Raw genomic sequence first — 24,101 nt, forward strand, 5'->3', positions numbered from 1 at the left:
GTGCGAAACCCCCCAGTCGCGCGACTCACACACGCCCAACCACGCGCCCCCGTACGTTTCAGTCCCTGGCACAGGCCAGAATTACGGACATGGCCCGTACTACTTCCCGTCCCCCCGAGGATCTCGCCGAGAAGATCATCGACATCGACGTCTCCGAGGAGATGCGCGGCAGCTTCCTGGAGTACGCGTACTCGGTGATCTACCAACGCGCTCTGCCCGACGCGCGTGACGGCATGAAACCGGTCCAACGGCGCATCCTGTACCAGATGAACGAGATGGGCCTCCGGCCCGACCGCGGACACGTCAAGTGCGCCCGCGTGGTCGGGGAGGTGATGGGTCGGCTGCACCCCCACGGCGACTCCGCCATCTACGACGCCCTGGTCCGACTGAGCCAGTCCTTCGCCATGCGCGTTCCGCTGGTCGACGGCCACGGCAACTTCGGTTCCCTGGGCGGCGACGACGCCCCGGCCGCCATGCGGTACACCGAGGCCCGGCTGGACAGCGCCGCCGAGCTCCTGGTGTCCTCCATCGAGGAGGACGTCGTCGACTTCAAGCCCAACTACGACGGTCAGGAGACCGAACCCGAGGTCCTTCCCGCGGCCTTCCCCAACCTCCTGGTCAACGGCGCGTCCGGCATCGCCGTGGGCATGGCCACCAACATGGCCCCGCACAACCTGGGCGAGGTCATCGCGGCCGCGCGCCACCTGATCGCCAACCCTGAGGCCACCCTGGACGAGCTCACCGAGTTCGTCCCCGGCCCCGACCTGCCCACCGGCGGCACCATCGTCGGCCTGGACGGCGTCCGCGACGCCTACCGCAAGGGCCGCGGCACCTTCAAGACCCGCGCCACCGTCGCGATCGAGAAGGTGTCCGCGCGCCGCACCGGCCTCGTCGTCACCGAGCTGCCCTACAGCGTCGGCCCCGAGAAGGTCATCAGCCGGATCAAGGAGCTGGTGCAGTCCAAGAAGCTCCAGGGCATCTCGGACCTCAAGGACCTCACCGACCGCAACCAGGGCCTGCGCCTGGTCATCGAGCTCAAGAACGGGTTCAACCCCGAAGCGGTCCTGGAGGAGCTCTACCGGCTGACGCCGATGGAGGAGACCTTCGGCATCAACAACGTGGCCCTGGTCGACGGCCAGCCCCAGACCCTCGGCCTGCGTGAGCTGCTCGAGGTCTACGTCAACCACCGCCTCGACGTGGTCCGCCGCCGCAGCGAGCACCGGCGCAAGAAGCGCCAGGAGCGTCTGCACCTGGTCGCGGGCCTGCTCGTCGCCCTGCTCGACATCGACCGGGTCATCGCCCTCATCCGCGAGGCCGACGACACCGCCGCCGCGCGCGAGTCCCTGATGGGCGCCTACGACCTCTCCGAGATCCAGGCGCGCTACATCCTCGACACCCCGCTGCGCCGCCTCACCCGCTTCGACCGGCTGGAGCTGGAGACCGAGCGGGACAAGCTCGACCTGGAGATCGAGGAGCTCACCTCCATCCTGGAGTCGGACAAGAAGCTGCGCCGGGTGGTCTCCAAGGAGCTCAACGACGTCTCCAAGAAGTTCGCGACCCCGCGCCGCACGCAGCTGCGCGAGAGCGACGGGGTGGCCCGCGCCGCCGTCATCCCGCTGGAGATGGCCGACCAGCCCTGCCACGTGCTGCTCGGGGTCGACGGCCACATCGGCCGTACCAAGGGCGCGACCCCGCCGCGCGTGTACACGGGTCTGCGCGCCAAGCACGACGCGATCGAGGTCTCCGTCCCGACCACCTCGCGCTCGGACATCGGGTTCGTCACCGACCTGGGCCGGATGATCCGGGTCCCGGTGGTGGAGCTGCCCGAGCTGCCCGCTGACGGTGACGGCGAACCCGAGCGCCCACCGTTGGCCGCGGGTCTGGGCGTCGTCGAGTTCGTCCAGCTCGACGAGGGGGAACGGGTCGTGTCGATCGTGTCCATGAACGCCTCCGGGCCCGGCTTCGTCGTGGGCACCGTCGGCGGTGTGGTCAAGCGGGTCGCCCCCGACTTCCCGCCGAACAAGGACGACTTCGAGATCATCTCGCTCAAGGACGACGACCGCGTGATCGGCGTCACCCAGCTCTCCACGGGCGAGGAGGACCTGGTCTTCGTCACCTCCGAGGCCCAGCTCCTGCGCTTCTCGGCTTCCACGGCCCGCCCGCAGGGCCGCCAGGCGGGCGGCGTGGCCGGTGTGCGGCTCTCCGAGGAGGCTCGCGTACTGTGGTTCGGCGCGGTCTCCAGCCCCGAGGACTCGGTCGTGGTGACCGTGTCCGGAGGCGGCGACGCCCTGACGAGCAGCCTGCCCGGATCCGCCAAGGTCACCCCCTTCACGGCCTACCCCTCCAAGGGGCGGGCCACCGGCGGGGTGCGCTGCCACCGCTACCTGAAGGGTGAGGACACCCTGACGTTCGCGTGGGTGGGACGCGCCCCGGCACGGGCGTCGCGCGCCGACGGCAAGCCGGTCCGCCTGCCGGACCTGACCGAGCGTCGGGACGGCTCCGGGGAGGCCCTGACCAGTGCCGTCGTCACGGTCGGCAGTGGTCAGACCGACTCCGGGATCACCCCTCCCGGATCAGGAGCCTGAGTTTCACGCCAGCCGTGCGCACGGGTGTGCTTACCTGTGTGCACGGCAGTCCATGCACCCATACGACACAGGGAGTCACCACAAGTGAGCGACAGCACCAACGTCACCCCTCCCCCCGGGGCTTTCGACGACGTGTTCGGTTCCAACGCCGACTACGCCGCCGACTTCTCACTCACCGGTCTCGAACCGTTGGCCGCGCGGGGGTTGGCCCTCGTCACGTGCATGGACTCCAGGATCGAGCCGCTGGACATGCTCGGCCTCAAGCCGGGCGACGCGAAGATCCTGCGTAACGCGGGCGCCCGCGTCACGGACGACACCCTGCGTACGCTGGTGCTGGCCGTCTACCTGCTGGGCGTGGACCGTGTGCTGATCCTGCCGCACACCAAGTGCAAGATGGCGTCCGTGGAGAACGACGACGTCGTCCACGACCTCATCCTGAACGACTTCGGGGTGGACACGCGCAGCCTGGAGTTCAAGACCGACAACGACCAGCTCGGCGCGCTCCAGCACGACCTCGAACGCATCCGGCACCACCCGCTGCTGCCCAAGGGCCTGCCGGTGGCCGGGGCGATCTACGACGTGGACAACGGCAGGGTGACCCCGGTCGACCTCTAGTCCCGCTGGTTCCACGCGTCCGCCCCCGGCCCGATCGGCCGGGGGCGGTCGTGTCGGAAGGTGTCACCGGGGTCCGGCGCGGGGATCACTCTGGTGGGTGGTGCGCACCACCACCCCCGGGCCCCGCACCCGCCTCCCCCATCCCCGGGAATGCCGCCACCCCCGCGGCGGTTGTGACCCGGGACGGTGGACACCTGAGAGGAGCACCGTGGAAGAGAGCACCTACGACACCTACAACCGAGCCCGCATGTTCATGGAGCTGGGCGACCCCATCTACGCCGCCCAGATCCTCGAACCCGTGGTGGAGAACGAGCCGGGCAGCCGCTCGATGCTGGAGCTGCTGGGGCGCGCCTACTTCCACTCCGCTCAGCTCAACAAGGCCGAGTCGGCCTTCCGCAGCCTGATCGAGCTAGACCCGGTGGACAACTGGGCGCACATCGCCCTGGCACGCACGCTGGAGAGGCAGAGCCGCCACGAGGAGGCGGCCACGTACCGGCGTATGTACGCGGTGATGTCCGGCGGATCCCTGGACTGAGTCCCCTGGGGCGCTCGAACGGGTAACCCCCTGCGGCTGAGGTGACCGGCTCTGCTCAGCGGCGAGCGTGAGTCCTGGGCGCGCGTGCCCAAACCACAAGGGGGTGCCCCGTCCGGCGCCGGAGAGGGTTCTGGAGGTGCCGCAGGTGGGATCGCGAGGAACGAGCCATCACACCGAAGGTGCCGAAGGTTCCTCTGCAAAGGCGCCGGACCCGGGCCGAAGCGAAGCGGAGGCCCAAAAAGACGTGAGCGAGGCGCCGGAGAGGGTTCTGGAGGTGCCGCAGGTGGGATCGCGAGGAACGAGCCAGGCGCGGACGACGATGAAGAATCCCTCTGCAAAGGCGCCGAAGCAAAGGCGCCGAAGCGAAGCGGAGGCCCAAAAAGGTACGGGTACCCTCCTCACCATGGCTCCCATTCCAGACCCTGACCTGCCCTGGGTCGACCGATGTTCCGACAGCGCCCGTTCCTGGGCGGACGAGGCGGTCCGCAGGGTGGTCGCCGACGACACGCGTTCGGCCGACACCCACCTGCACGTGTTCCCCCTGCCTCCGGAGTGGGGCATCGACCTGTACCTGAAGGACGAGTCGGTGCACCCCACCGGCAGCCTCAAGCACCGGTTGGCGCGTTCGCTGTTCCTGTACGGGCTGGCCAACGGGTGGATCACCGAGGGCACCACGATCGTGGAGGCCAGTTCGGGTTCCACTGCGGTGTCGGAGGCGTACTTCGCGCAGCTGGTGGGGCTGGACTTCATCACGGTGGTCCCGAGGCGGACCAGCCCGGAGAAGATCGCGCTGATCGAGCGGTACGGCGGGCGCTGCCACTTCGTCGACAACCCGCCGGACATGTACGGCGAGGCCGAGCGCCTGGCCGCCGAGACGGGCGGCCACTACATGGACCAGTTCACGTACGCGGAGCGGGCCACGGACTGGCGCGGCAACAACAACATCGCCGAGTCGATCTTCGAGCAGCTCGCCATGGAGCGTCACCCCGATCCGGACTGGATCGTGGTGGGCGCGGGCACGGGCGGCACCTCCGCGACCATCGGCCGCTACCTGCGGTACCGGCGCCTGCACACCCGCCTGGCCGTGGTGGACCCGGAGAACTCGGCCTTCTTCCCCGGTTGGGTGACCGGTGCCGCCGACTACTCCACGGGCATGCCCTCCCGGATCGAGGGCATCGGCCGTCCGAGGATGGAGCCGAGCTTCGTGCCGTCGGTGATCGACCTGATGATGCCGGTGCCCGACGCCGCGAGCATCGCGGCGATGCGCCACCTCAACGACGTCACCGGCCGGTGCGCGGGCGGATCGACCGGCACCAACCTGTGGGGCGTGTGGCACCTGGTCTCCAGGATGCTCCGTGAGGGCCGCAAGGGCAGTGTGGTCACCCTGATCTGCGACGGCGGCGAACGGTACCAGCACAGCTACTACAACGACGCCTGGGTGTCGGAACGGGGCCTGGACCCCGGCCCGTACCGGGTGGCGATCGACCGTTTCCTCTCGGACGGGGTCTGGGAGCCTCCGAAGGCCCCCTGAGCGGAGACGTGAAGGGGCCCGCACGGGTCCGGGGTTCGAGAACCCCTGGCCCGCGCGGGCCCCTTCACGTGGGGGGGGACGGTCAGGCGTCGATGCGCTCCAGGTCCAGCTCCTGGGCGCCCTCCTGGATGAACTTGCGGCGCGGCGCCACCTCGTTGCCCATGAGCAGGTTGAACACGGACGCGGCCTCCTCCGCCTGTTCCACCCGGATGCGACGCAGGGTCCGGTAGCGCGGGTCCATGGTGGTCTCGGCCAGCTGGTCGGCGTCCATCTCGCCCAGGCCCTTGTACCGCTGCACCGGCTCCTTCCAGGAGATCTTGCGCTTCTCCAGGTCCAGAAGGGTGCGCCGGAGCTCGGCGTCGGAGTAGGTGTAGACGTACCGGTCCTCGGGCTTGGCCCCGCGCTTGCGCCGCACGTTGGTCAGCTCGATGCGGTGCAGCGGCGGCACGGCCGCGTACACGCGCCCGGCCTCCAGCATCGGCCGCATGTACCGGTAGATGAGGGTGAGCAGCAGGCAGCGGATGTGCGCGCCGTCCACGTCCGCGTCGGCCATGAGGATGACCCGGCCGTAGCGGGCCGCGTCGAGGTCGAAGGTGCGCCCCGACCCGGCCCCGATGACCTGGAGGATCGCCGCGCACTCGGCGTTCTTGAGCATGTCCGCGACCGAGGACTTCTGCACGTTGAGGATCTTGCCCCGGATGGGCAGCAGCGCCTGGAACTCGGAGTCGCGGGCGAGCTTGGCGGTGCCCAGCGCGGAGTCACCCTCGACGATGAACAGTTCGCTGTGCTCCAGCCCCTCGCTGCGGCAGTCCACCAGCTTCGCGGGGAGCGCGGAACTCTCCAGGGCGTTCTTGCGGCGCTGGGTCTCGCGCTGCTGTCGGGCGGCGAGCCGGGCCTTGGCCGCGCCGACGACCTTCTCCATGACCGTGCGGGCCCTGGCCTTCTCCGCCTTCTTGGTGGAGGTGAGGAACTCGCGCAGCTCCTTGCCGACCACCTGGGAGACGATCCGTGAGGCCGCGGAGGTGCCGAGGATCTCCTTGGTCTGTCCCTCGAACTGCGGCTCGGGCAGGCGCACCGTGACGACGGCGGTCAGGCCCTCCTGGGTGTCGTCCTTGGTGACCGGGTCGTCGCTGTTCCTGAGGAGCTTGGTCGCGCGCAGCTGGTCGTTGATCACCCGGACCAGGGCGCGCTCGAAGCCGTTGATGTGGGTCCCGCCCTTGGGCGTGGAGATCACGTTGACGAAGGAGCGCACGGTGGTGTCGTAGCCGGTGCCCCAGCGCAGGGCGACGTCCACGTCCAGGCGGCGCTCGACGTCGGCGGGCACCATGTGGCCGGACTCGTCCAGGACCGGGACGGTCTCGGTGAAGTTGCCGGAGCCCTGGATGCGCAGGACGTCGCTGACCGGGTCGTCGGGGGCGAGGAAGGTGCAGAACTCGCTGATCCCGCCGTCGAAGCGGAACTCCTCGGTGTAGGGGGCCTCACCCTCGGCGCGCTCGTCGCGCACCGCGATGGTCAGTCCCGGGACGAGGAAGGCGGTCTGCCGGGCCCGGTCGAGGAGGTTCTCCCGGGTGATCTCGGCGTCCTTGAGGAAGATCTGCATGTCCGGCCAGAACCGGATGCGGGTGCCGGTGATCTTCTTGGCGACCTTGCGGATCTGCTCCAGGCCGGACACCGGGGTGAACTCGGCGTCGGGGCCCGCGCCGGCGAACCGCCCGGCGATGCCCCGGCGGAAGCTCAGGGCGTGGGTGTGGCCCTGGCGGTCGATCTCCACGTCCACGCGGGCCGAGAGGGCGTTGACGACGGAGGCGCCGACACCGTGCAGGCCGCCGGAGGCGGTGTAGGAGCCCGAACCGAACTTGCCGCCGGCGTGGAGCTTGGTCATGACCAGTTCCACACCGGAGAGTCCGGACTTGGGCTCGTTGTCCACGGGGATGCCGCGACCGTCGTCGCTGACGGCGACGGATCCGTCGCTGTGCAGCGTCACGTCGATGCGCCCGCAGTAGCCGCCCAGCGCCTCGTCGACGGAGTTGTCGATGATCTCCCACATGCAGTGGGTCAGGCCTCGGCTGTCGGTGGACCCGATGTACATGCCCGGACGCTTGCGCACCGCTTCGAGGCCCTCCAGGACCGACAGGTGCCGAGCGGAGTAATCCTCGGGATCGTGGACGGCTGCGGTCAAGGCGGTCACTCGGACATCTCCTGCGTCTTGAGGGCCATCGTGGCTGTGCGGCGCGTGCCCTTTGTACCGCGCCGCGCCGACTGTTGAGGGGGCCAGGCTACGGCGAGCCGGGGACTTTGCCGTGGCACGGCCGTGTGTGGGCGGGGTCGTGTCCCCCGGGTGCGGGTCTCCGGCGTCGACGCCGGGTCCGCCGTGGCGGGCTCCACGAACCGTGTGCGGGTCGGAGCGGACCGACGTGGGGGTCGGACGGGCCTGCCCGCGCGAGACTACCACCTCTGGTGGATGCGACCTGGATACTCCCGTTTTCCGGGGATAGTCGGGCCTCCCCCAGGGGTACAACGACAACGAGGTAGCGTGTCCGACGAATTTGCCCCACGGGGCACCAGACGGACACGAACCGGGCGGATTCCGCTGTCGGCGTACACGGGACCCGGTTGGGAACGTCTGGGTCGGGTTAGATGTTGTCAGAGGTGACTAACGCCGAGTATTGAGGATGGCGAAGTGACTGGAACCCTTGCCCCCACTCAGCCGCTGACGGCTGCTGACCGCTGCGACCGCTGTGGTGCACAGGCGTACGTCCGGGTGCTGCTGAACTCCGGCGGCGAACTCCTGTTCTGCGCGCACCACATGCGCAAGCACGACGACTCGCTCCGCAAGATCGCCTCGGACATCCAGGACGAGACGGACAAGCTCACCAAGAGCGACAAGAACGCGGAAGAGCGTTAGCCACGACGACCACGAAACGTCGACGGCGGTCCCCGGATTCCGGGGGCCGCCGTCCTCGTTCCAGGGGGGACCCTGGGACACGAGTGACGTGCTCGATCTCGTGAGGGCTGCGGCGCCCGGCCCCGAGAACAGCCGGGTCCCGGGGTCCCATGCGCTGGGACACGGTGACGTACGCGACCTGACACGGGTGACGTGCTCGCAGCCGGAGAGGCGTGTCCCGGTGCCCGTGGCCGGAGCCCGTCCTCCGGACCCGCGCCAAGAACCCTCCGTCGGGCCGGGGCGGGGCCTCAGTCGGCCAGGACCCGGTTGTGGTAGCGCGAGACCTCCTCGAACCCCGCGCGCCGGTACAGGCGCAGCGCGGCCCCGTTGTCGGCCACCACGCACAGGTAGGCCCGTCTGGCACCCCGGTCATGCGCCCAAGCGAGGAGGTCGGCGAGGATCGCCCCCGCCACACCACGGCCACGGGCCTCGCGGGCCGTGACCATCGAGCAGATCGCCACCGACTCACCGTCCAGCACCGCGCAGCCCCGGCCGATCCCCTCCTCGTGGACCCCGTAGGCCGTGGTCACCTGCCCGAGGATGCGCACCACGCCCTCGGCCCACTCCGGCGACACACCCGTCTCCGCGAAGAGCTCCCTCCAACGCGGCGTCGGAGCCGACGAGACCCGGGTCCGCCCGGGGGCCTCGGGCCGCTCCGGGAGTTCCCTGGCGAGCACCAGGGTGGGCTCCACCCGCTCGTATCCGTGCTCCGCCAGACGGGCGTCCACCGCCTCCTCCCCCGGCCACACCTGCACGCAGGGACGCAGCCCGTGCTCACGGTAGAACCGGGTGACCTCCGCCACCTCGGCTCCGGGGTCCTCCACCAGGGCACAGTTCGCCCGCTTGGTGAACCCCTCCGCGAGGCCGAACCGCCAGCCGGCGCGCGACTCGGTCCGGAAGGCGGGCCAGTCCCTGGACACCCGTTCCGCCCACGTGTGCATGTACGCCCCTCACTGTCCCGGTGTCGGAAGCGGCACATCCTATCCAGCCGTACACGCCCTACCATGGGCACGGTCCCACCTCACCCCTGACCTGGAGAGTCCATGTTCATCCTGCTCCCGCCCTCCGAGGGCAAGGCCACCTCCGGCGAGGGCCCCAAGCTCGACCCGGGCGCGCTCACCCTGCCGGAGCTGGCCGAGAGCCGGGAACGGGTCGTGACCGCGCTGACCGCGCTCTGTTCGGGCCCCGAGGACACCGCTCGCGAGGTCCTGGGCCTGTCGGTCTCCCAGACCGACGCCCTCAAGCGCAACCTGGACCTGACCACGGCCCCCACGCTGCGCGCGGCCGACCTCTACACGGGGGTGCTCTACGACCGGCTCGGGCTGCCCGACCTGCTCAGCGACCACGGGGACACGGTCCGGGACCGGGTCCTGGTGTTCTCCGGCCTGTGGGGCGTGGTGGGCCCCGCCGACCAGCTCCCGCCCTACCGCCTGTCCATGGGGGTGAAACTGCCGCCGCTGGGCGCCCTGGGAACGTACTGGCGCGGTGCCATGACCGGCCCGCTCGGTGAGCTCACGGAGGACCGTCTGCTGGTGGACTGCCGGTCCGCGGCCTACGCGGCCGCGTTCAGGCCGACCGGTGCCGCCGCCGAGCGGACCGTCGCCGTGCGGGTGCTGCGCGAGCGCGAGGTCGACGGGGTGACCAGGAGGTCCGTGGTCAGCCACATGGCCAAGGCCACCCGTGGGGACATCGCCCGGGTGCTGGTCCGGGAGAACGTCCGAGCCGACAGCCCGGAGGAGCTGGTCGCGGCGCTGCGCGACCTAGGGCACACCGTGGAACTGCCGCCCGCCGCGAAGCCGCGCACGGCACGCACGATGGACGTCGTGGTCCGCGACTGATCCCGCCCTCGCCCCAACCGCAGGTCACACGGGACGCACCGCGCGGATAACCGGACCAGACCACCTTTATGCCGCACCTACAGCACGTGGGGCAGCATGGTGCGCATCGGATGGAGATCGGACTCCGTGCGGGGACAGTGAGTGCCTGATGGCATGCGAGGGACACGCGGGCGTCGCCACACCCGTGAGCATGGCAGGGGGCACGAACACCGGGCGCGCCCTCCCGATTCATCTCGGGAGGGCGCGCCTGTTTGCTTCTCAGCCTGAAGCGTGGGTCTGCTCCTGGACCGGCTGACTAGTCCAGGTAGTCGCGGAGCACCTGGGAGCGCGACGGGTGACGGAGCTTCGACATCGTCTTGCTCTCGATCTGCCGGATGCGCTCACGGGTGACCCCGTAGACCTTGCCGATCTCGTCTAAAGTCTTCGGCTGACCGTCGGTGAGCCCGAAGCGCATGGAGACCACGCCGGCCTCGCGCTCGGACAGGGTGTCGAGCACCGAGTGCAGCTGCTCCTGGAGCAGGGTGAAGCTGACCGCCTCGCCCGGCTGGATCGCCTCGGAGTCCTCGATGAGGTCACCGAACTCGCTGTCGCCGTCCTCGCCCAGGGGGGTGTGCAGGGAGATCGGCTCGCGGCCGTACTTCTGCACCTCGACGACCTTCTCCGGGGTCATGTCGAGTTCCTTGGCCAGCTCCTCCGGGGTGGGCTCGCGGCCCAGGTCCTGGAGCATCTGGCGCTGGACGCGGGCCAGCTTGTTGATGACCTCGACCATGTGCACCGGGATACGGATGGTGCGGGCCTGGTCGGCCATCGCGCGGGTGATCGCCTGGCGGATCCACCACGTGGCGTACGTGGAGAACTTGAAGCCCTTGGTGTAGTCGAACTTCTCGACGGCGCGGATCAGACCGAGGTTGCCCTCCTGGATCAGGTCCAGGAAGAGCATCCCGCGGCCGGTGTAGCGCTTGGCCAGGGAGACGACCAGACGGAGGTTGGCCTCCAGCAGGTGCTTCTTGGCGCGGCCGCCGTCCTCGGAGATCCACTCCAGCTCGTCACGGAGCTCGAAGGTGAGGACGTCGTTCTCCTCGGAGAGCTTCTCCTCCGCGAACAGCCCGGCCTCGATGCGCTTGGCGAGCTCGACCTCCTGCTCCGCGTTGAGGAGCGGGACCTTGCCGATCTGCTTCAGGTAGTCCTTGACCGGGTCCGCCGTGGCACCGGCCGCGACCACCTGGGCGGCGGGGGCGTCGTCGTCATCGTCGTACAGGACGAAGGAGTCGTCGTCCTTGCTCGGCTTGACGGGCGCGCCGACGGTCTCGGGCTTGGCCGGCTTGGTCTCCTTCTCGGGCTCGGCCGTGTCCTCGACCAGCTCCAGCTCGGCGCCGGTGTGCTCGAGGTCGTCGTCCAGGCCCTCCTCGGCGAAGTCACCGGAGTCGGAGGCGAGTTCGAGGTCCTTCTTCGTGGACTTCTTGGTCGCCGTCGCCTTCTTGGCCGGGGCCTTGGCCGCGGGCTTCTTGGCGGCCGCGGCCTTCTTGGGGGTGGCCGCCTTCTTCGCGGTCGCCGCCTTCTTGGCCGGGGCCTTCTTCGCGGAGGAGCCCTCGGAGGAGTCGACGACGGCGGTGACCGTCTCCGGCTGGTCCTGGGCGGCCGCGGCACGGGCGGGCTTGGCGGCCCGGCTCGTGGTGGTGGTCGAGCGGGTTGTGGTGGTGCTGGACCGAGGAGCCGCCGACTTGCGCCGTGTGGTCTTGCGCCGCGAGGAGGCCGACTCGGGGACGAGTACGGTCACGCCCTCCTTGGCGAGGCTGCGGAGCACGGACTGCGCCTGCGACATCGGGATTTCGGCCTCTTCGAAGGCACGGCGCACGTCCTCGGGCTCAAGAAAGCCCTGGGACCGCCCACGCTCGATCAGCTGCTGAATGACGGGCTCTTGCAGTGACTCGGACTGCTTCGAGCGAGTCGAACTGGCAGATGACACAAACACCTCTCGAACGGACGTGTGGCGAGAATTGATCGGACCCGGTGGTCCGGATTGGCCGGGACCGGGCACTGCACCCTCTCCCACCTGCGGCCTGGGATCGTCCCCACTGGGCGGGGAAGCCGTGGTCACCTCCGCTTCGCGGGGCGCGGCGGCTTCTTCACTGTAGGCAAGGCAATGGACTTGTTCGTACGGTCTACCGCTCCGACACGGAATCGATCACCGGAAGCTGAACGGCGAGCAGAGTGACATCATCGTCCTGCTCATACCCATCGAGCATGCTCTCAACAAGGTACTCCAGCATCTGCTGTGGATCGCCCACCACCTCGGGACGGGCCCTCGACGCGACCCTGACGAGCTCGTCCAGACCGGCGTCGACGGAACGTCTGCGGTTCTCAACCAGTCCATCGGAGTAGAGGGCGACAGTGTTACCGGGTTGCACGAAGAATTTGTGATGCCCCCTCGGAGAGCTGACGCCGAGCGGTGTGTCGGGCTCGGTGTCGAGCAGTGAGGGCCCGGCGTTCCCGGCGACCACGAGCGGCGGGAGGTGCCCCGCGTTGCTGAGGTCGAGCTGTCCGGTGACCGGGTCCAGGACGAAGTAGACCAGGGTTGTCACCTGATCCATTCCCTCTGTGGCCGTGAACATGCGGTCGAGCCCGGTCAACACGTCGGCGGGTTCCGGCATGGAGAAGGCCAGGGCACGCAGAGCGTTACGAATCCGGCTCATTCCGGCGGCGGCCTGGATGCCCTTGCCCATGACGTCACCGAGGACCCCGGCGACGCGTCCGTCGGACAGCGGGAAGGCGTCGTACCAGTCGCCGCCCACCTGCACGTGCTGCGAACCCGAGCGGTAGTAGGCGGCCAGGCGCACACCCGCGACCTCGGGGAGCTCCTCGGGCAGGAGACTGCGCTGGAGTTCCTCGGCGGTGCCGTGCTCGCGTTCGTAGACGATGGCCCGGCCGATGGCCAGAGCGCACTGTCCCGCGAGTGCCTCCAGGAAGACGCGTTCCTCGTCGGTGACGTCCCGCTGGGCCCTGAACGAGAAGCGCAGGGCTCCGATCGGGCGTCCGGCGGCCATCATGGGCAGTGCCACCCAGGCGCGCTCCCTGGTGCGTTCCAGCAGGTCCTCGACCTCGGGGGCGTGATCCATGAGCTCGCGCAGGTCGGCGGGGCCAGCCACCAGGCACGGCGCGCGGGTGGCCACGGCGCGGGCCGCGACGTCCGGGTAGTCCAGGGAGAAGCCGCGTTCGGGCAGACCCGCGCAACCGTCGGCGGAGAGGATCCGCAGGCGCAGCCGGTCGCGGTCGAACAGGGCGACCGAGGTGTGGTCGGCGCCCACGCCGGAGCGGCCGATCTCGGACATGGCCTGGACGACCTCGTCGGCGGTGAGGGCCTCGGCGAGGTCGGAGGTGGCCTTCTGGAGGCGGGCGGTGCGCATGGCCGCCTCACTGAGCTGCTGGTTGAGGCGCTGGCGGAGTTCGTCGGCCTCACGCTCGTTGGTGATGTCCACCAGGGTGCCGACCCATTCGGCGGTCTCCGCGCCGTCCATGACCGGGTTGGCTCTCGCCCGGTAGTGGACGTGGCCGCCCGCTCGGGTGCGCACGCGGAACATCGCGTCGAAGGCGGTGACGTCGAGGACGGCGTCGTCCCAGGCGCGTTCGACGCCGGGGCGGTCGTCCGGGTGCACGGCGTCCAGCCAGCCGCGACCGAGGTAGGCGTCCAGGTCCTGGCCGGTGATGGCCCGCCACTGGGGGCAGTCCTCGCGGACGTCGCCGCCCGACCCGGCCGACCAGACGATCTGGTTGCCCGCCTGGAGCAGGGCGCGCAGGCGCTGTTCCTCGCGGTGGGCGACCCCGTCCTCGTGGTCGCGGGCGGCGATGAGGGCGATGTGCCGTGCGCCGTCGGCGGGGTCGTTGACGGGGAACCAGGTGAGGTCCCAGGTCTGACCGGAGGCGGTCCGGTGGCGGCCGCGTACGGAGCGTCCGGTGTCGCGGACCCGGGCCAGGGAGGCGCGGTGGGCACTGGCTTCGGCGGGGGCACCGGCCTGCTCACCGGCCTCGTCGGGGGTGCGTCCCAGACAGCGGTCGGGGGTGCTGCCGAGGACGGAGGCCATGCGGGCGTTGATCGAGACGAAGACGTCGTCGGGGCCCAGGAGCGCGAAACCGATGGGGGCGTCGGTGAGGAGGGACTTCACCGCGTCCGGGAGTTCCGCCGCACTGATCCTGGGAGGGGGGATGGACGTCTCGGCGCTCAACTGCTCGACACCTCCGGAACCGTCGGATTCCCCAGCCGGTTTTCGATGGGGGGCTTTCTGGACCGCGTGGTCCCCTGTCGCACCGTGCTCGCCACCCGCTCGCGGTGGCACTCCGGCGCGGGGTGCGCGGCGCCGATTCCGGCCGGGGGGCTCCGCGGCTCCCAGGAGTCACGCTCCATGACTCCTCTCGGCCGCTGTCACGGCTCAAGCATAAGACACACCCGCTGACACGCAACGGCCGTCGGTGAGGGGAAGCCGCCGTGGACACGGAAGGTAAATGTTAGGCCACGGTGTCACCCCGACACCGACGACCGGGGGTCCTGCGGGCGTGTTTTCCCATAATTCACGATGGATGGCGAGGAGGCCCGGTTTGCGAGGAAGTCCGCGAAACCGGAGTGCCATATGTCCGATTCGCCCATTTATCCACTGTGACCTGCGGCGACGAGGGCCACAGGGTAAACGGCAGCTCCCCCAGGTTTTATCAACAGCGTGCCGCGACGGGGGTTGACTGTCCGCTCAGAACAAGTGGAATAGGTGGAGGTCACCGTCCAGACCATCATCAGCCAGGAGTGTGAGCGAGAATGCTCCAGACCTTCCCGGTCCAGGATCTCAGACAGATCTCGGCACGGCTTCACGACGAGTTCAGCGGGCTGTCGCCCCGCTGCGTGGAGCGCTGTGTCAGCGACACCTGGCACTGTGCCGAACACCTGGGCATCCCGGTCACACCGCACCTCGTCGAGCGGGTCGCCCGTGAGCACCTGGAGGCCATGGTGAACTCGGTGCCGCCCTCCACGGTCCGCAAGACCGTACGTCGATCGGGAACCACCCTGCTCACCGGCCACCGCGCGGTGCCCGAACCACGCTGACGCCGGTGGCACGACAGCCGGGCACGAACCCCCAGGGGACCCGCGCCCGGCTGTCGCGCCGCCCGCCTCGGAACGGCCGTGGCCGACCGCCCTCGCAGCCGCGCGCCGCCGCCCGGGGACCAACGCCTCGCGGACCGGTTGTCCACAAGCGGGAGCGGACCCGCTTCGCGCTGGCATACGCTTCAGTTCGTGCCATCCCCTTCACCCTCACCCACAGGCCCCGACGTTCCCGCCGCCGCCTTCGAGGAGATGCTGCGCGCGGCCAGAGCCCTGCTCGCCATGCGGCACCCGCTCGACGCGGAGCTGGCCTTCAGTGCGCTCCTGGGCTCATGGTGGGGTGAACGGCTGCCCGGGGTGGACGTGGAGCGGCTGCTCGGCGAGGGGCTGATCACGCACGCCACCGCCTCCGGAAAACCGGCCGGACTGGGCGTGTTGGCCGCGATCACCGCTCTGGGCACCTCGCCCTCCCAGCGGGAACTGGCCGAACAGGGGATGATCGCCCTGCGCGAGCGGGGGCTCCAGGCCCCGGCCTGGGCCGCCCAGCTGGGCGCGGTCTCCCCCGTGGCCGCGTACGTCAACGGCGACCGGTTCGGCGACACCGACGACGTCGTGTGCGTGTTCAGCCGGGACGCGCCCGACAGTGACGGCGCGATGCCGCCCGAGCACGCGCTCATCCTCGTCCTCGACCACAACAGCGGCGGCCTGCTCCGGGACGCCTGGGTCACCACCAAGGTGGACCTGCTGCTGGAGCAGTGCCGCGAGCGCGCCGAGAACGACGACCTGGCCCGGTTCGACCGGCTGGAGCTGAGCGAGGCGCGGGCGCTGCTCTCCCGCGCGCTGGAGCGCACGGAACGGGTGGTCACGGGCGCCACGGCGGATCCCTCCGCCGGGCCGACCGTGGAGCCGGTCGGGATCTCCGCCGCCGACCTCACCGGAGGTTCGCTGGCCTCGCACTTCGCGCTGGCCGCGTCCCGGGTCCAACGCCTCCCGTTGCCTCCCGAGGGGGTCACGGCCTCACCGGTCCCCGTGTGGCGGCGCGACCGGCGCGCGGTGCTGGCGGCGCGCTTCCTCGCCTCGGACCAGGCGGCCGAGCTGTCGGACTCCTACGCGGCGAGCCGGTGCGCGGACCACATCATCGCGCACGGCTGCGACGTCGACTCGGGCCGTCCGCTGCGCGTGAGCCCCCGCAAGGTGGAGTCGTTCCTGCTGCACTGGCTGCCCGGCCGGGTGGTGCTGCTGCCCGAGGAGCAGGAGGCCATGCCGCACGTCCTCGCCGCCTGGGTGCGCTGGGCCGGTGCCCGCTCCCAGCTCCCGGAGGTCGCCGTGGCCGCCACGCTGGACGCGGTGTGGGAGACCATCTCGGCCTTCGCCGCGACCTACCGGGACCCGGCCCGGCCCCTGGGCCTGCGGCAGGAGGCGGTCCGGCGGCTGCTCCCGGACGGCGATTTCGCCTCCCTGGCCCGGCGGATGTTCGCGTTTCCCCTGTTGGCCAGCGAGATCGTCACCGGTGCTCCGGAGGAGTTCGCCCCGGACACCTCCAGGGGTCGCCGGGCCCTCCTGCGGCTGGACCACTACGGCGAGTACGAGGCCGCCACCCCGCACAGCGGCCGCCACCACTCGACCGGGCAGGACCGCTGGTACCGCCCGGTGACCGGGCGCGATCCCGACCGGGAGCGCGAACTGGACCGGCACGAACGCCTCGCCAAGCGGCTCTGGGACGGCAGACCCGCCAACCTGTGGGCGGCGGCCCGCCGCATGCTCGACCGGGGTCAGGACCGCGCGACGGTGCTGGCCACCCTCACCGAGGAGCTGTTCAGCGCCACCAGCGAGAGCGACCTCCGCCGAAGACTGGACGCGCTGTAGGAGTGCGGGCTCCGGGAGGGCGAGGAACGGGAGGACGGCGCCGCCACCCCGTCCGGCGCCCTCGGGGTGTCAGTCGAGCATCCGGGTCCTGAGGGCCTCCAGGGTCCCCTCGGAGAGCTTCAGGCCGTCGGCCACGTAGGCGTCGAAGGAGCCGTACACCTCGTCGACGTGGGTGAAGGCGGTGTCCAGGTAGGAGGCGCGGACCCGGGTCATGGGCTCCACGTCCTCCCACGGGAGCTGGCTGTCCTTGGACAACTGGCGCATCCACTGGTCGGTGTTGGCCTGACGGTCGTTGCTGACCAGGAAGTCCTCGGTGACCGTCGTGCGGTCGACGCCCAGGAGGGTGAGGAGCAGCGCCGCTCCCCAGCCGGTCCGGTCCTTGCCCGCGCTGCAGTGGAAGACGAGGGCGGTCGGGCCCTTGGCGGCGCGTTCGACCAGGTCGCGGTAACCGTCCAGGGCCTCGGTGTCGGCGACGAGGGCGCGGTAGACCTCCAGCATGAACCGCTCGGCCGCTCCGTCTCCGAACATGGCCCTGGCCCGGTCCGGGTCCGCGAGCAGGTCGACGAAGTTGGCTCCCGCCGCCTCCGCGTTCTGGACGCCCACGGCGGCGTACTCGGCCCCCTCCGGGACCACGTCGGGCAGACGGTCGCGTTCGTGGTGGGTGCGCAGGTCGATCAGCTGGCGGATGCCGAACCCCTGGTACACGGGGAGGTCATGGTCGGCGATGGTGTGCAGGGCGTCGGAGCGGTAGAGGAGACCGCCGCGCACGGTCCGGCCTTCCCTCGTGCGGTGGCCGCCGAGGTCGCGGAAGTTGGGGGCACTGGAGAGGAGGAAACCGTCATTCGTCACGACGCAGACGATACCCACCGCCCCGGTGCCCCGTCACCCCACGATTCCGAGCGGACGGGCGCTCAGCCGTCGGTCGCGCGCAGGGCCTCGATCTCGGCGCCCGCCTCCTTGACGTCCTTCGCGGTGTCCACGCCGCGCCAGAACCCGTCGATCCGGTAGGCGGTCAGCTTCCCCTCCTTGGCCAGGTCGGGGAAGGTCGAGGACTCGTGGTCGCCCTTGGTCGGCAGGAGCGGCGTCAGGCCCGGCTCGAACAGGTAGACGCCCGCGTTGATCCAGACCGGCAGCAGCGGGCTCTGGGTGAAGCCCTCGATCCGGTCGTCACCGTCGACGTCCACGATGCCCCAGGTGGTGCGGAACCGGGCCAGGGCCAGGGTCCCGAGGCCGCCCCTGGCGCGGTGGCGCCGGGTGAGCTCGTCCAGCGGGAACCAGGTGAGCACGTCGCCGTTGAGGGCGAAGTACGGGGCCTCGGGGTCGCGGAGCCCGGTGGCGGCGTAACGCAGGGCGCCACCCCGCCCCAGGGGCTCGTCCTCGACCAGCAGGGAGATCTCGAGGCCCTCCCTCCGGTTCTCCAGGTGCTCGCGCAGGACCTCGGCCTTGTAGCCGCAGGAGACGACGACCTGCTCGACTCCGTGCGAGGCCAGCCACTCCAGCTGGTAGTCGATGATGGGCCGTCCGGCCACCTCCACCATCGCCTTGGGGCGGGTGTCGGTGTAGGGCCGCAGCCGGGTGGCCTGTCCTCCAGCGAGGATCAGCGCCTGCCTGACGGGGGACTCGGAGGATGTCGGTGCAGCGGTCATGTACTGGACAGTAGCAGGAGGGGGTCCGGGATTCCCTAGCTCTGCTGGGTCGCGTCGGAGTAGGCCCTGCGCACGTCCTCGCTGGTGACCACGGTCAGCTCGGCGGCGGTGGCCGACTCCCCCACTTCCTGGGAGACCCGCAGGTCACGGTGGGAGCAGGCCCGTTCGTAGAGCGACCTCGCGAAACGCCCGTTGCCCAGTTCGTCGATCCACCCGGTCTCACACACGTGGGTGAAGATGCTGTGCAGGTCCTCGCGGGCCGTGTCGTCGAAGGCGTCCCCGGTGCGCGCGGCCACCGTGTCCGCGATCTCGGACAGCTCGTCCGGGCTGTAGGAGGGGAACCGCACCCGCACGTTGAACCGCGAGGAGAGTCCAGCGTTGGAGGCCAGGAAGCGGTCCATCTCGTCGGTGTAGCCCGCGAGCACCACCGCCAGCCGGTCGCGGTCGTCCTCGGCCCGCTTGAGCAGGGTCTGGATGGCTTCCGCCCCGAACGCGTCGCCGCCGCTGTAGCCGGGGTTGACCAGGGAGTAGGCCTCGTCGACGAACAGCACTCCGCCCAGGGCGCGGTCCACCAGGCGGTTGGTCTTGACGGCCGTCGCGCCCAGGTGCTCACCGACGAGGTCGGCGCGCTGGGCCTCCACCACCTCGGAGCGGCCCAGCATGCCCAGGGCGGAGAAGACCCGGCCGAGCACGCGCGCGACCGTCGTCTTGCCGGTGCCGGGAGGGCCGGTGAAGACGAAGTGCCGCATGGGCGGCTGGTGCGGCAGCCCCTGCTCCTCGCGCAGGCGTGCCACGCGCAGCTGCGCGACCAGGGAGCGCACCTGCTCCTTGACCGGCTCCAGACCGATCATGCCGTCGAGCTCGGCCATCGCCTCCTCCAGGCCGGGGGACTCCCCGAAGCCCGGAAGACGCGAGGTGAGCTCGGAGTAGGCGGACTCGACGTCGGCCGCGTGCACGGTGACCAGGGCGTCGGCGGTGGGTCGGGGAGCCGGTTCGTCGCCGCTGGCCCCGGAGGTGACCACGCGAACGTCCCGGGCCTGGGAGGCCTTCTCCACCATGGAGCGCGCGAAGCGGCCGTTGCCGAGCTCGTCGACGGCCTCGCGCTGGACGGTCTGGTCGAACCGCCGCCGCAGGGCGCGGGCGGCGTCGGGGTCGAGGAGGTCGCCGCGCTGGGCCACGAGGGCCTCCGCGATGCGGAACAGTTCGGCGGCGGAGTAGCTGGGAAAGCTGATGCGGGTGGCGAACCTGGACGCCAGGCCGGGGTTGGTGGCCAGGAAGGCGTCCATCTCCTTCTCGTATCCGGCCAGGATGACGACCAGCTGGTCGCGGTCGTCCTCGGCCCGCTTGAGCAGGGTCTGGACGGCCTCGTTGCCGAACCGGTCGGCCTGGCCGTCACCCTCGTTGACCAGGGAGTAGGCCTCGTCGACGAACAGCACTCCGCCGAGGGCGCTGTCGATGAGCTCGTTGGTCTTGATGGCGGTGGCGCCGAGGTACTCGCCCACGAGGTCGGCGCGCTGGGCCTCCACCACCCGGGAGGTGGGCAGGAGGCCGAAGGAGTGGAAGATCGTGGCGAGGGTACGGGCGACGCTGGTCTTGCCGGTGCCCGGCGGCCCGGAAAAGACCAGGTGGCGCAGGGGGCGTTCCACGGACAGTCCGGCGTCGGCGCGCAGCCGGGCGGCCTCGATGGAGGCGGCGATCCCCCGGACCTGCTGTTTGACGGGGTCGAGGCCGATCATGCCCTCCAGCTCGGCCAGCGCCACGTCCACGGGGACGGGTTCCTCCGCACCGTCGGCGCCGTCGGCGGCGGCCACACCCCGGCGCGGAGTGTCCGAGCCCCGGCCGCGCAGCCCCTGGCCGCCCGCCTGACCGTCGGAACCAGCGGGGGTCCCGTTCCGGCCCGGCTTCCCGGAGGTGGTCCCCCGGGGTGCCTGGGCGTCCCGTGGCCCCGGCCCGGATCTGGAGGTGCTGTTCCTCCGCTTCTCGTCGTTCTCCCGGCTCTCCTTGGCCACCTGCCCGGAGGCGACCAGCCGCCAGACCAGGCAGGCTCCGGCCGCGGCGTAGAGCGCGGCGATCCCGGCTCCGGCAGGGAAGGGTTCGACGATCATGCCGAACAGGGCCACGGAGAAGCCGACGACCAGGCCCGCGGTGAGCGACAGCAGGGCGGTGTGCCAGGCCGGGAACTCACGGGCGCGACCCGCCGCGAGGACCACCAGGAGGGGCAGCGGCACGACCAGCAGGGTGACGGGCTCCCCGGTGAGGGGGATCTGGAACAGCGGCACGGCGATGGCGAGCCAGACCACCGAGACCACGACGGTGAGCAGGGCGTCGAGGGAGCGCATCAGGGCGGAGAACGCCACCAGCACGAGCAGCGTGCCGAGCAGGACGTTGAGCACCGGCAGGCTGAGGACGAGTGCCACGACGGCGACCACCGTGAGCACGACCAGGGCCGCCACCAGGCGGCGCCCGAGCGGAACCCGGTGGTAGACGGCGCGTAGGCGGTCCAGTCCCGATGCGCGGTCCGGCCGCGCGGCGGCGGTGGAGAGCGTCTCGCGCGTCATCCGTAGCCCCTTCCTGCGTGGGGGTCGCGTGGTTGGCCCCGGGGTGGGCCGGGGTCGGAGGGGGCCGACTCCCGCGATGCGGCCGTGGGCCGGGTCGTCTTCCTCTGGTCCCGTGCTCGGCGGGCACGGCCCAGGAACAGCCTTGCCCCAAGTGGGGCCGGATGTCCAGTGCGGGGCGGCGTGTCGCGGGCCGCCCGGGCCCGGATCAGAGCAGCGGGATCTGACCGCCGGGGGCGGGGCGCACCTGGCGCAGGTGGCTCCATCGGGGCAGGTCGTCAAGGTAGGACCAGCTCATGCGGTGCTGGGGGGTGGGTCCGTGCTCGGCCAGGGTCGTGCGGTGCGTGGGCGAGGGGTATCCCGCCGCCCGCTCGAATCCGTAACCGGGGTGGACCTCGGCCAGCTCGGCCATGAGGGCGTCGCGGCGCACCTTGGCCAGGATCGCGGCGGCGGCCACGCTCACGCAGGTGAGGTCGCCCTTGACCTGAGTGCGCACGCGCCAGGGTCGACCGATGAAGTCGTGGCGGCCGTCCAGGATCACGGCGTCGGGGCGGGGCTCCAGCGCGTCCAGGGCCCGGCGGGCGGCCCGGTGCAGGGCCTCGGTCATGCCGACCTCGTCGATCTCCGTCGCCTCGGACCAGCCGAAGGCGTGGTCGGAGACCCAGGGTTCGATCTGCGCGGCGAGCTCGCGTCGGCGTTTGGGGGTCAGGCGCTTGGAGTCGGTGAGACCGGCGGGGGGCTCGCCCTCTCCGGGGATCGCGGCGCAGACCAGGAGGGGCCCGGCCCAGGCGCCTCGGCCCACCTCGTCCACACCGGCCACCACCCGGGCTCCGGAGGCGCGGAGTTCGTCCTCGACCTCGGAGGTCGGAGCGGGGGGCGGGTCGCTCTTCGGGGAGGGGCTGTTCTTGGGGGCAGTCGTCGTCGGCACGCCACAACCCTAGGACGGTCGGGTGACCTTCCGGGCCGGTTCTCCGGCGCCCGGGGCTTCGGCCGGGGCCCGGGAGACGCCTCGGGCCGGACCGATCGGGCTCACGACGACCAATCCGGCGGGTTTTGCGCGACTCACCGAGCGTGACAACGAGTCATGCGACGTGACGTTCGGTAGTTTCCGCTTGTTGGAACCGCCGTGTCGGGCCCCCGGGAGGAATGGACATGCAGCACACGAGGCCGAGAACACGGCCCGTACCCCCACCGCGGCTCCCGGCCCGCCCGTCCCCGAAGCGCCGGACCGCGCCGCCGTTCCTGCACGGTCGGCTCTACGACGTCATCGCCGCCGCGACCCGGGTGGGCGTGGGGTGGGTGTTCGCGGGGTACGGCCTGGCCCTGCGCGGTCGGGTGGACCTGGTCGCGGACCGGCTGTCCGATTCCGGGGTGCCCGCCGCCGGGGTCGTCGCCCCCGTCGTCCCGGCGCTGCTCGTCGCGCTCTCCGTCTCCTTCGCCGTGGGTCTGCTCACATGGCTGACCGGCCCGCTCCTGGCCCTGTCCGCCGTGGTCGGAACACTCACCACGACGGCCGCCGACCCGTCCCCGTTCGGATCGTGGGGGGCGACGGCGCTGGTCACGGCGGTGTGCGTGCTCATGGCGGTCGGCGGGGGGCGGTGGTCGTGGGACTACCTGGTCCTCGCTCCCCGTCCCCGGGCATCCCGGCGGCTCCGGCGCCGGGCCCGCTCCATGGCGCGGCGGAAAGCTCCGGCCATTTCGCCCCGCCGCCCCGAACACGCCCCGCCTCTGCTCTATCCTGTGGAGCAGGCCGCACCGCGTCGGCCGAATCGACTGTGACGCGGCCCGTTCGCGCCCCCACGGCCGTCCATCGGGCCCGCGTCGCCGTGTCCCGGATCCGATGGAGGAATCGCCATGTCCGCCTCAGCTTCCGGCCCGAACCCTGACGGGTCCGTGGCCAAGCTGATCGAGATCGCCGAGAAGCCGACGCCGGGCCAGCGACTGATCAGCTGGGCCTCCCGTCCGCCCGGTCGCCTCTACATCCCCGCCTGCGCGGTGATCGGACTCGTCCTGCTCTTCGAGGACAGCATGCCCGCCGGGCACCTTCCCACGTTCGTCATCGGTCTCGGCGGCGGCCTCCTCCTCGCCGGGATGGGCGCGCTCCGCCTGGGCATCGCGCTGGCCGTGGCCCGGCCGATGATCCGCCACTACTGGCTGCGGTGGATCTCCGCCCCGCTCATCGCGTTCGTGGCCCTGGGCCTGGCCGTCGCGGACGTGCCCCTCCAGACACGCGTGCAGGCCTCCTCCGAACAGCTCCTCGAACTGCGCGACGCGGTGGCCGACCCCACGACCATCCCCCGCAACGGGGAGTGGACCGGCCTGTACTCCCTGCGCAGCGTGTCGGTGACCGGCGACGTCACCCACTACGAGGTGGAGAAGGCCGGGCTCCTCCAGCCCGCCGGGCTGGCGCACAGCACCGAGGAGATCCCGGTGGGGGTCTTCGTGCCCGGCCAGGGATCGCGGATCTACGAGCACGTCTCCGGTGACTGGTACGTCTGGGTCGACCACTAGAGCGGAACGGACCCCCTCTTTACTCGGCGCTGTCCCGCTCCAACCTGGCTCTCACCCTCGACGTGTAGACAGGACGCGTCCCCCGGGAGACACCCTCGCGGTGCTCCCCCACGGCAGTCTCGCCACCCGAGAAGAGGAACCATGCGCGAGTTCGCGCTCACCCTTCACCTGCGTCTGCACGACTCCCTCACCGCGCTGCGCCGAGCCCACGCCATCGGCGACGACGACCTGGCCGTCGCCCAGGCCGGAGAGGTCGAGGACCTGGTGGAGATCGCCGCCCGGCACGGGATCGACATCGCCGGGTACGCGGCCCTGACCACCGCCAGCTGAGCCCGCGCTCCGGTCACACACGCGAGGGCCCCGCCCCCCACCCGTAGTACGGGTGGGGGGCG

19 protein-coding genes are annotated in these 24,101 nt (G+C 71.0%); 11 read left to right on the forward strand and 8 right to left on the reverse strand.

Annotation, left to right across the window (positions count from 1 at the left end; genetic code table 11):
• The first annotated feature begins 89 nt into the window (after positions 1 to 89).
• The 4 genes from ACFW3L_RS01150 to ACFW3L_RS01165 all read left to right on the forward strand — a co-directional run bounded on the left by ACFW3L_RS01150 (position 90) and on the right by ACFW3L_RS01165 (position 5,266).
• Positions 90 to 2,585 carry a DNA topoisomerase (ATP-hydrolyzing) subunit A gene (locus tag ACFW3L_RS01150; protein WP_378734985.1) on the forward strand — a complete coding sequence of 832 codons (2,496 nt, stop codon included), beginning with the start codon at positions 90 to 92 and terminating at the stop codon, positions 2,583 to 2,585.
• An 84-nt stretch (positions 2,586 to 2,669) separates the two neighbouring features.
• Complete coding sequence (locus ACFW3L_RS01155) at positions 2,670 to 3,200, forward strand: beta-class carbonic anhydrase (RefSeq protein ID WP_378734987.1); 531 nt, start codon at positions 2,670 to 2,672, stop codon at positions 3,198 to 3,200.
• Positions 3,201 to 3,408: 208 nt separating this feature from the next.
• A complete protein-coding gene (locus tag ACFW3L_RS01160; RefSeq protein ID WP_378734990.1) occupies positions 3,409 to 3,735 on the forward strand; it encodes a tetratricopeptide repeat protein in 327 nt (108 codons plus the stop codon).
• Between the two features lie 403 nt (positions 3,736 to 4,138).
• Positions 4,139 to 5,266, forward strand: a complete 1,128-nt coding sequence (locus ACFW3L_RS01165) for a PLP-dependent cysteine synthase family protein (protein ID WP_378734992.1) — start codon at positions 4,139 to 4,141, stop codon at positions 5,264 to 5,266.
• Between the two features lie 82 nt (positions 5,267 to 5,348).
• Here ACFW3L_RS01165 and ACFW3L_RS01170 read toward each other — a convergent pair whose 3' ends face one another.
• Positions 5,349 to 7,454 carry a type IIA DNA topoisomerase subunit B gene (locus ACFW3L_RS01170; RefSeq protein ID WP_378734994.1) on the reverse strand — a complete coding sequence of 702 codons (2,106 nt, stop codon included), beginning with the start codon at positions 7,452 to 7,454 and terminating at the stop codon, positions 5,349 to 5,351.
• Positions 7,455 to 7,946: 492 nt separating this feature from the next.
• On the opposite strand from ACFW3L_RS01170, the gene ACFW3L_RS01175 reads away from it, so the two are divergent.
• Positions 7,947 to 8,171, forward strand: coding sequence for a hypothetical protein (locus ACFW3L_RS01175; RefSeq protein WP_378734996.1), 225 nt, complete (start codon positions 7,947 to 7,949; stop codon positions 8,169 to 8,171).
• Between the two features lie 287 nt (positions 8,172 to 8,458).
• On the opposite strand, the gene ACFW3L_RS01180 is transcribed toward ACFW3L_RS01175, so the two are convergent.
• Positions 8,459 to 9,151 carry a GNAT family N-acetyltransferase gene (locus ACFW3L_RS01180; RefSeq protein WP_378734998.1) on the reverse strand — a complete coding sequence of 231 codons (693 nt, stop codon included), beginning with the start codon at positions 9,149 to 9,151 and terminating at the stop codon, positions 8,459 to 8,461.
• Between the two features lie 102 nt (positions 9,152 to 9,253).
• Here ACFW3L_RS01180 and yaaA point away from each other — a divergent pair, with 102 nt between their 5' ends.
• The gene (gene yaaA, locus ACFW3L_RS01185) at positions 9,254 to 10,048 is read left to right on the forward strand and encodes a peroxide stress protein YaaA (protein ID WP_378735000.1); all 795 of its coding nucleotides are present in this window, start codon (positions 9,254 to 9,256) and stop codon (positions 10,046 to 10,048) included.
• A gap of 295 nt (positions 10,049 to 10,343) precedes the next feature.
• On the opposite strand, the gene ACFW3L_RS01190 is transcribed toward yaaA, so the two are convergent.
• Both ACFW3L_RS01190 and ACFW3L_RS01195 read right to left on the reverse strand, forming a co-directional pair.
• Positions 10,344 to 12,014 (reverse strand): RNA polymerase sigma factor, encoded by a 1,671-nt coding sequence (locus tag ACFW3L_RS01190; RefSeq protein WP_378735002.1) that lies wholly within the window; start codon positions 12,012 to 12,014, stop codon positions 10,344 to 10,346.
• A 196-nt stretch (positions 12,015 to 12,210) separates the two neighbouring features.
• Positions 12,211 to 14,268: a SpoIIE family protein phosphatase gene (locus ACFW3L_RS01195; RefSeq protein ID WP_378735004.1), complete on the reverse strand. Its 2,058-nt coding sequence runs from the start codon at positions 14,266 to 14,268 to the stop codon at positions 12,211 to 12,213.
• Positions 14,269 to 14,849: 581 nt separating this feature from the next.
• Here ACFW3L_RS01195 and ACFW3L_RS01200 point away from each other — a divergent pair.
• Both ACFW3L_RS01200 and ACFW3L_RS01205 read left to right on the forward strand, forming a co-directional pair.
• The gene (locus tag ACFW3L_RS01200; protein WP_378735007.1) at positions 14,850 to 15,134 is read left to right on the forward strand and encodes a three-helix bundle dimerization domain-containing protein; all 285 of its coding nucleotides are present in this window, start codon (positions 14,850 to 14,852) and stop codon (positions 15,132 to 15,134) included.
• A 249-nt stretch (positions 15,135 to 15,383) separates the two neighbouring features.
• On the forward strand, positions 15,384 to 16,997 hold the full coding sequence (locus ACFW3L_RS01205; RefSeq protein WP_378735369.1) for a hypothetical protein: 1,614 nt from the start codon (positions 15,384 to 15,386) through the stop codon (positions 16,995 to 16,997).
• Positions 16,998 to 17,066: 69 nt separating this feature from the next.
• On the opposite strand, the gene ACFW3L_RS01210 is transcribed toward ACFW3L_RS01205, so the two are convergent.
• The 4 genes from ACFW3L_RS01210 to ACFW3L_RS01225 all read right to left on the reverse strand — a co-directional run bounded on the left by ACFW3L_RS01210 (position 17,067) and on the right by ACFW3L_RS01225 (position 22,126).
• A complete protein-coding gene (locus ACFW3L_RS01210) occupies positions 17,067 to 17,864 on the reverse strand; it encodes a tyrosine-protein phosphatase (RefSeq protein ID WP_378735009.1) in 798 nt (265 codons plus the stop codon).
• Between the two features lie 44 nt (positions 17,865 to 17,908).
• A complete protein-coding gene (locus ACFW3L_RS01215) occupies positions 17,909 to 18,643 on the reverse strand; it encodes an NDP-sugar synthase (protein WP_378735011.1) in 735 nt (244 codons plus the stop codon).
• 35 nt (positions 18,644 to 18,678) lie between these two features.
• Complete coding sequence (locus ACFW3L_RS01220; protein ID WP_378735013.1) at positions 18,679 to 21,201, reverse strand: AAA family ATPase; 2,523 nt, start codon at positions 21,199 to 21,201, stop codon at positions 18,679 to 18,681.
• 205 nt (positions 21,202 to 21,406) lie between these two features.
• Positions 21,407 to 22,126, reverse strand: coding sequence for a ribonuclease HII (locus tag ACFW3L_RS01225; protein ID WP_378735015.1), 720 nt, complete (start codon positions 22,124 to 22,126; stop codon positions 21,407 to 21,409).
• A 224-nt stretch (positions 22,127 to 22,350) separates the two neighbouring features.
• Between ACFW3L_RS01225 and ACFW3L_RS01230 the strand changes: the two genes are divergently transcribed.
• The 3 genes from ACFW3L_RS01230 (at position 22,351) to ACFW3L_RS01240 (ending at position 24,039) form a co-directional block, all read left to right on the forward strand.
• Positions 22,351 to 22,977: a DoxX family protein gene (locus ACFW3L_RS01230; protein WP_378735018.1), complete on the forward strand. Its 627-nt coding sequence runs from the start codon at positions 22,351 to 22,353 to the stop codon at positions 22,975 to 22,977.
• Positions 22,978 to 23,052: 75 nt separating this feature from the next.
• Entirely contained in the window at positions 23,053 to 23,709 is a 657-nt protein-coding gene (locus tag ACFW3L_RS01235; protein ID WP_378735019.1) for a hypothetical protein, read from the forward strand.
• Positions 23,710 to 23,850: 141 nt separating this feature from the next.
• On the forward strand, positions 23,851 to 24,039 hold the full coding sequence (locus tag ACFW3L_RS01240) for a hypothetical protein (protein ID WP_378735021.1): 189 nt from the start codon (positions 23,851 to 23,853) through the stop codon (positions 24,037 to 24,039).
• Positions 24,040 to 24,101 lie beyond the last annotated feature (62 nt).

The sequence above is a fragment of the Nocardiopsis sp. NPDC058789 genome (assembly GCF_042745575.1).
GTDB classification, from domain to species: Bacteria; Actinomycetota; Actinomycetes; order Streptosporangiales; family Streptosporangiaceae; genus Nocardiopsis; species Nocardiopsis eucommiae.

Excerpts from the sequence above, each read along its gene's own strand:
- ACFW3L_RS01220 (WP_378735013.1), bottom strand. The coding sequence starts at position 21,201 with ATGACGCGCGAGACGCTCTCCACCGCCGCCGCGCGGCCGGACCGCGCA.
- ACFW3L_RS01180 (WP_378734998.1), bottom strand. The coding sequence starts at position 9,151 with ATGCACACGTGGGCGGAACGGGTGTCCAGGGACTGGCCCGCCTTCCGG.
- ACFW3L_RS01165 (WP_378734992.1), top strand. The coding sequence starts at position 4,139 with ATGGCTCCCATTCCAGACCCTGACCTGCCCTGGGTCGACCGATGTTCC.
- ACFW3L_RS01215 (WP_378735011.1), bottom strand. The coding sequence starts at position 18,643 with ATGACCGCTGCACCGACATCCTCCGAGTCCCCCGTCAGGCAGGCGCTG.
- ACFW3L_RS01205 (WP_378735369.1), top strand. The coding sequence starts at position 15,384 with ATGCTGCGCGCGGCCAGAGCCCTGCTCGCCATGCGGCACCCGCTCGAC.
- ACFW3L_RS01240 (WP_378735021.1), top strand. The coding sequence starts at position 23,851 with ATGCGCGAGTTCGCGCTCACCCTTCACCTGCGTCTGCACGACTCCCTC.
- ACFW3L_RS01230 (WP_378735018.1), top strand. The coding sequence starts at position 22,351 with ATGCAGCACACGAGGCCGAGAACACGGCCCGTACCCCCACCGCGGCTC.
- ACFW3L_RS01150 (WP_378734985.1), top strand. The coding sequence starts at position 90 with ATGGCCCGTACTACTTCCCGTCCCCCCGAGGATCTCGCCGAGAAGATC.
- ACFW3L_RS01235 (WP_378735019.1), top strand. The coding sequence starts at position 23,053 with ATGTCCGCCTCAGCTTCCGGCCCGAACCCTGACGGGTCCGTGGCCAAG.
- ACFW3L_RS01200 (WP_378735007.1), top strand. The coding sequence starts at position 14,850 with ATGCTCCAGACCTTCCCGGTCCAGGATCTCAGACAGATCTCGGCACGG.
- yaaA (WP_378735000.1), top strand. The coding sequence starts at position 9,254 with ATGTTCATCCTGCTCCCGCCCTCCGAGGGCAAGGCCACCTCCGGCGAG.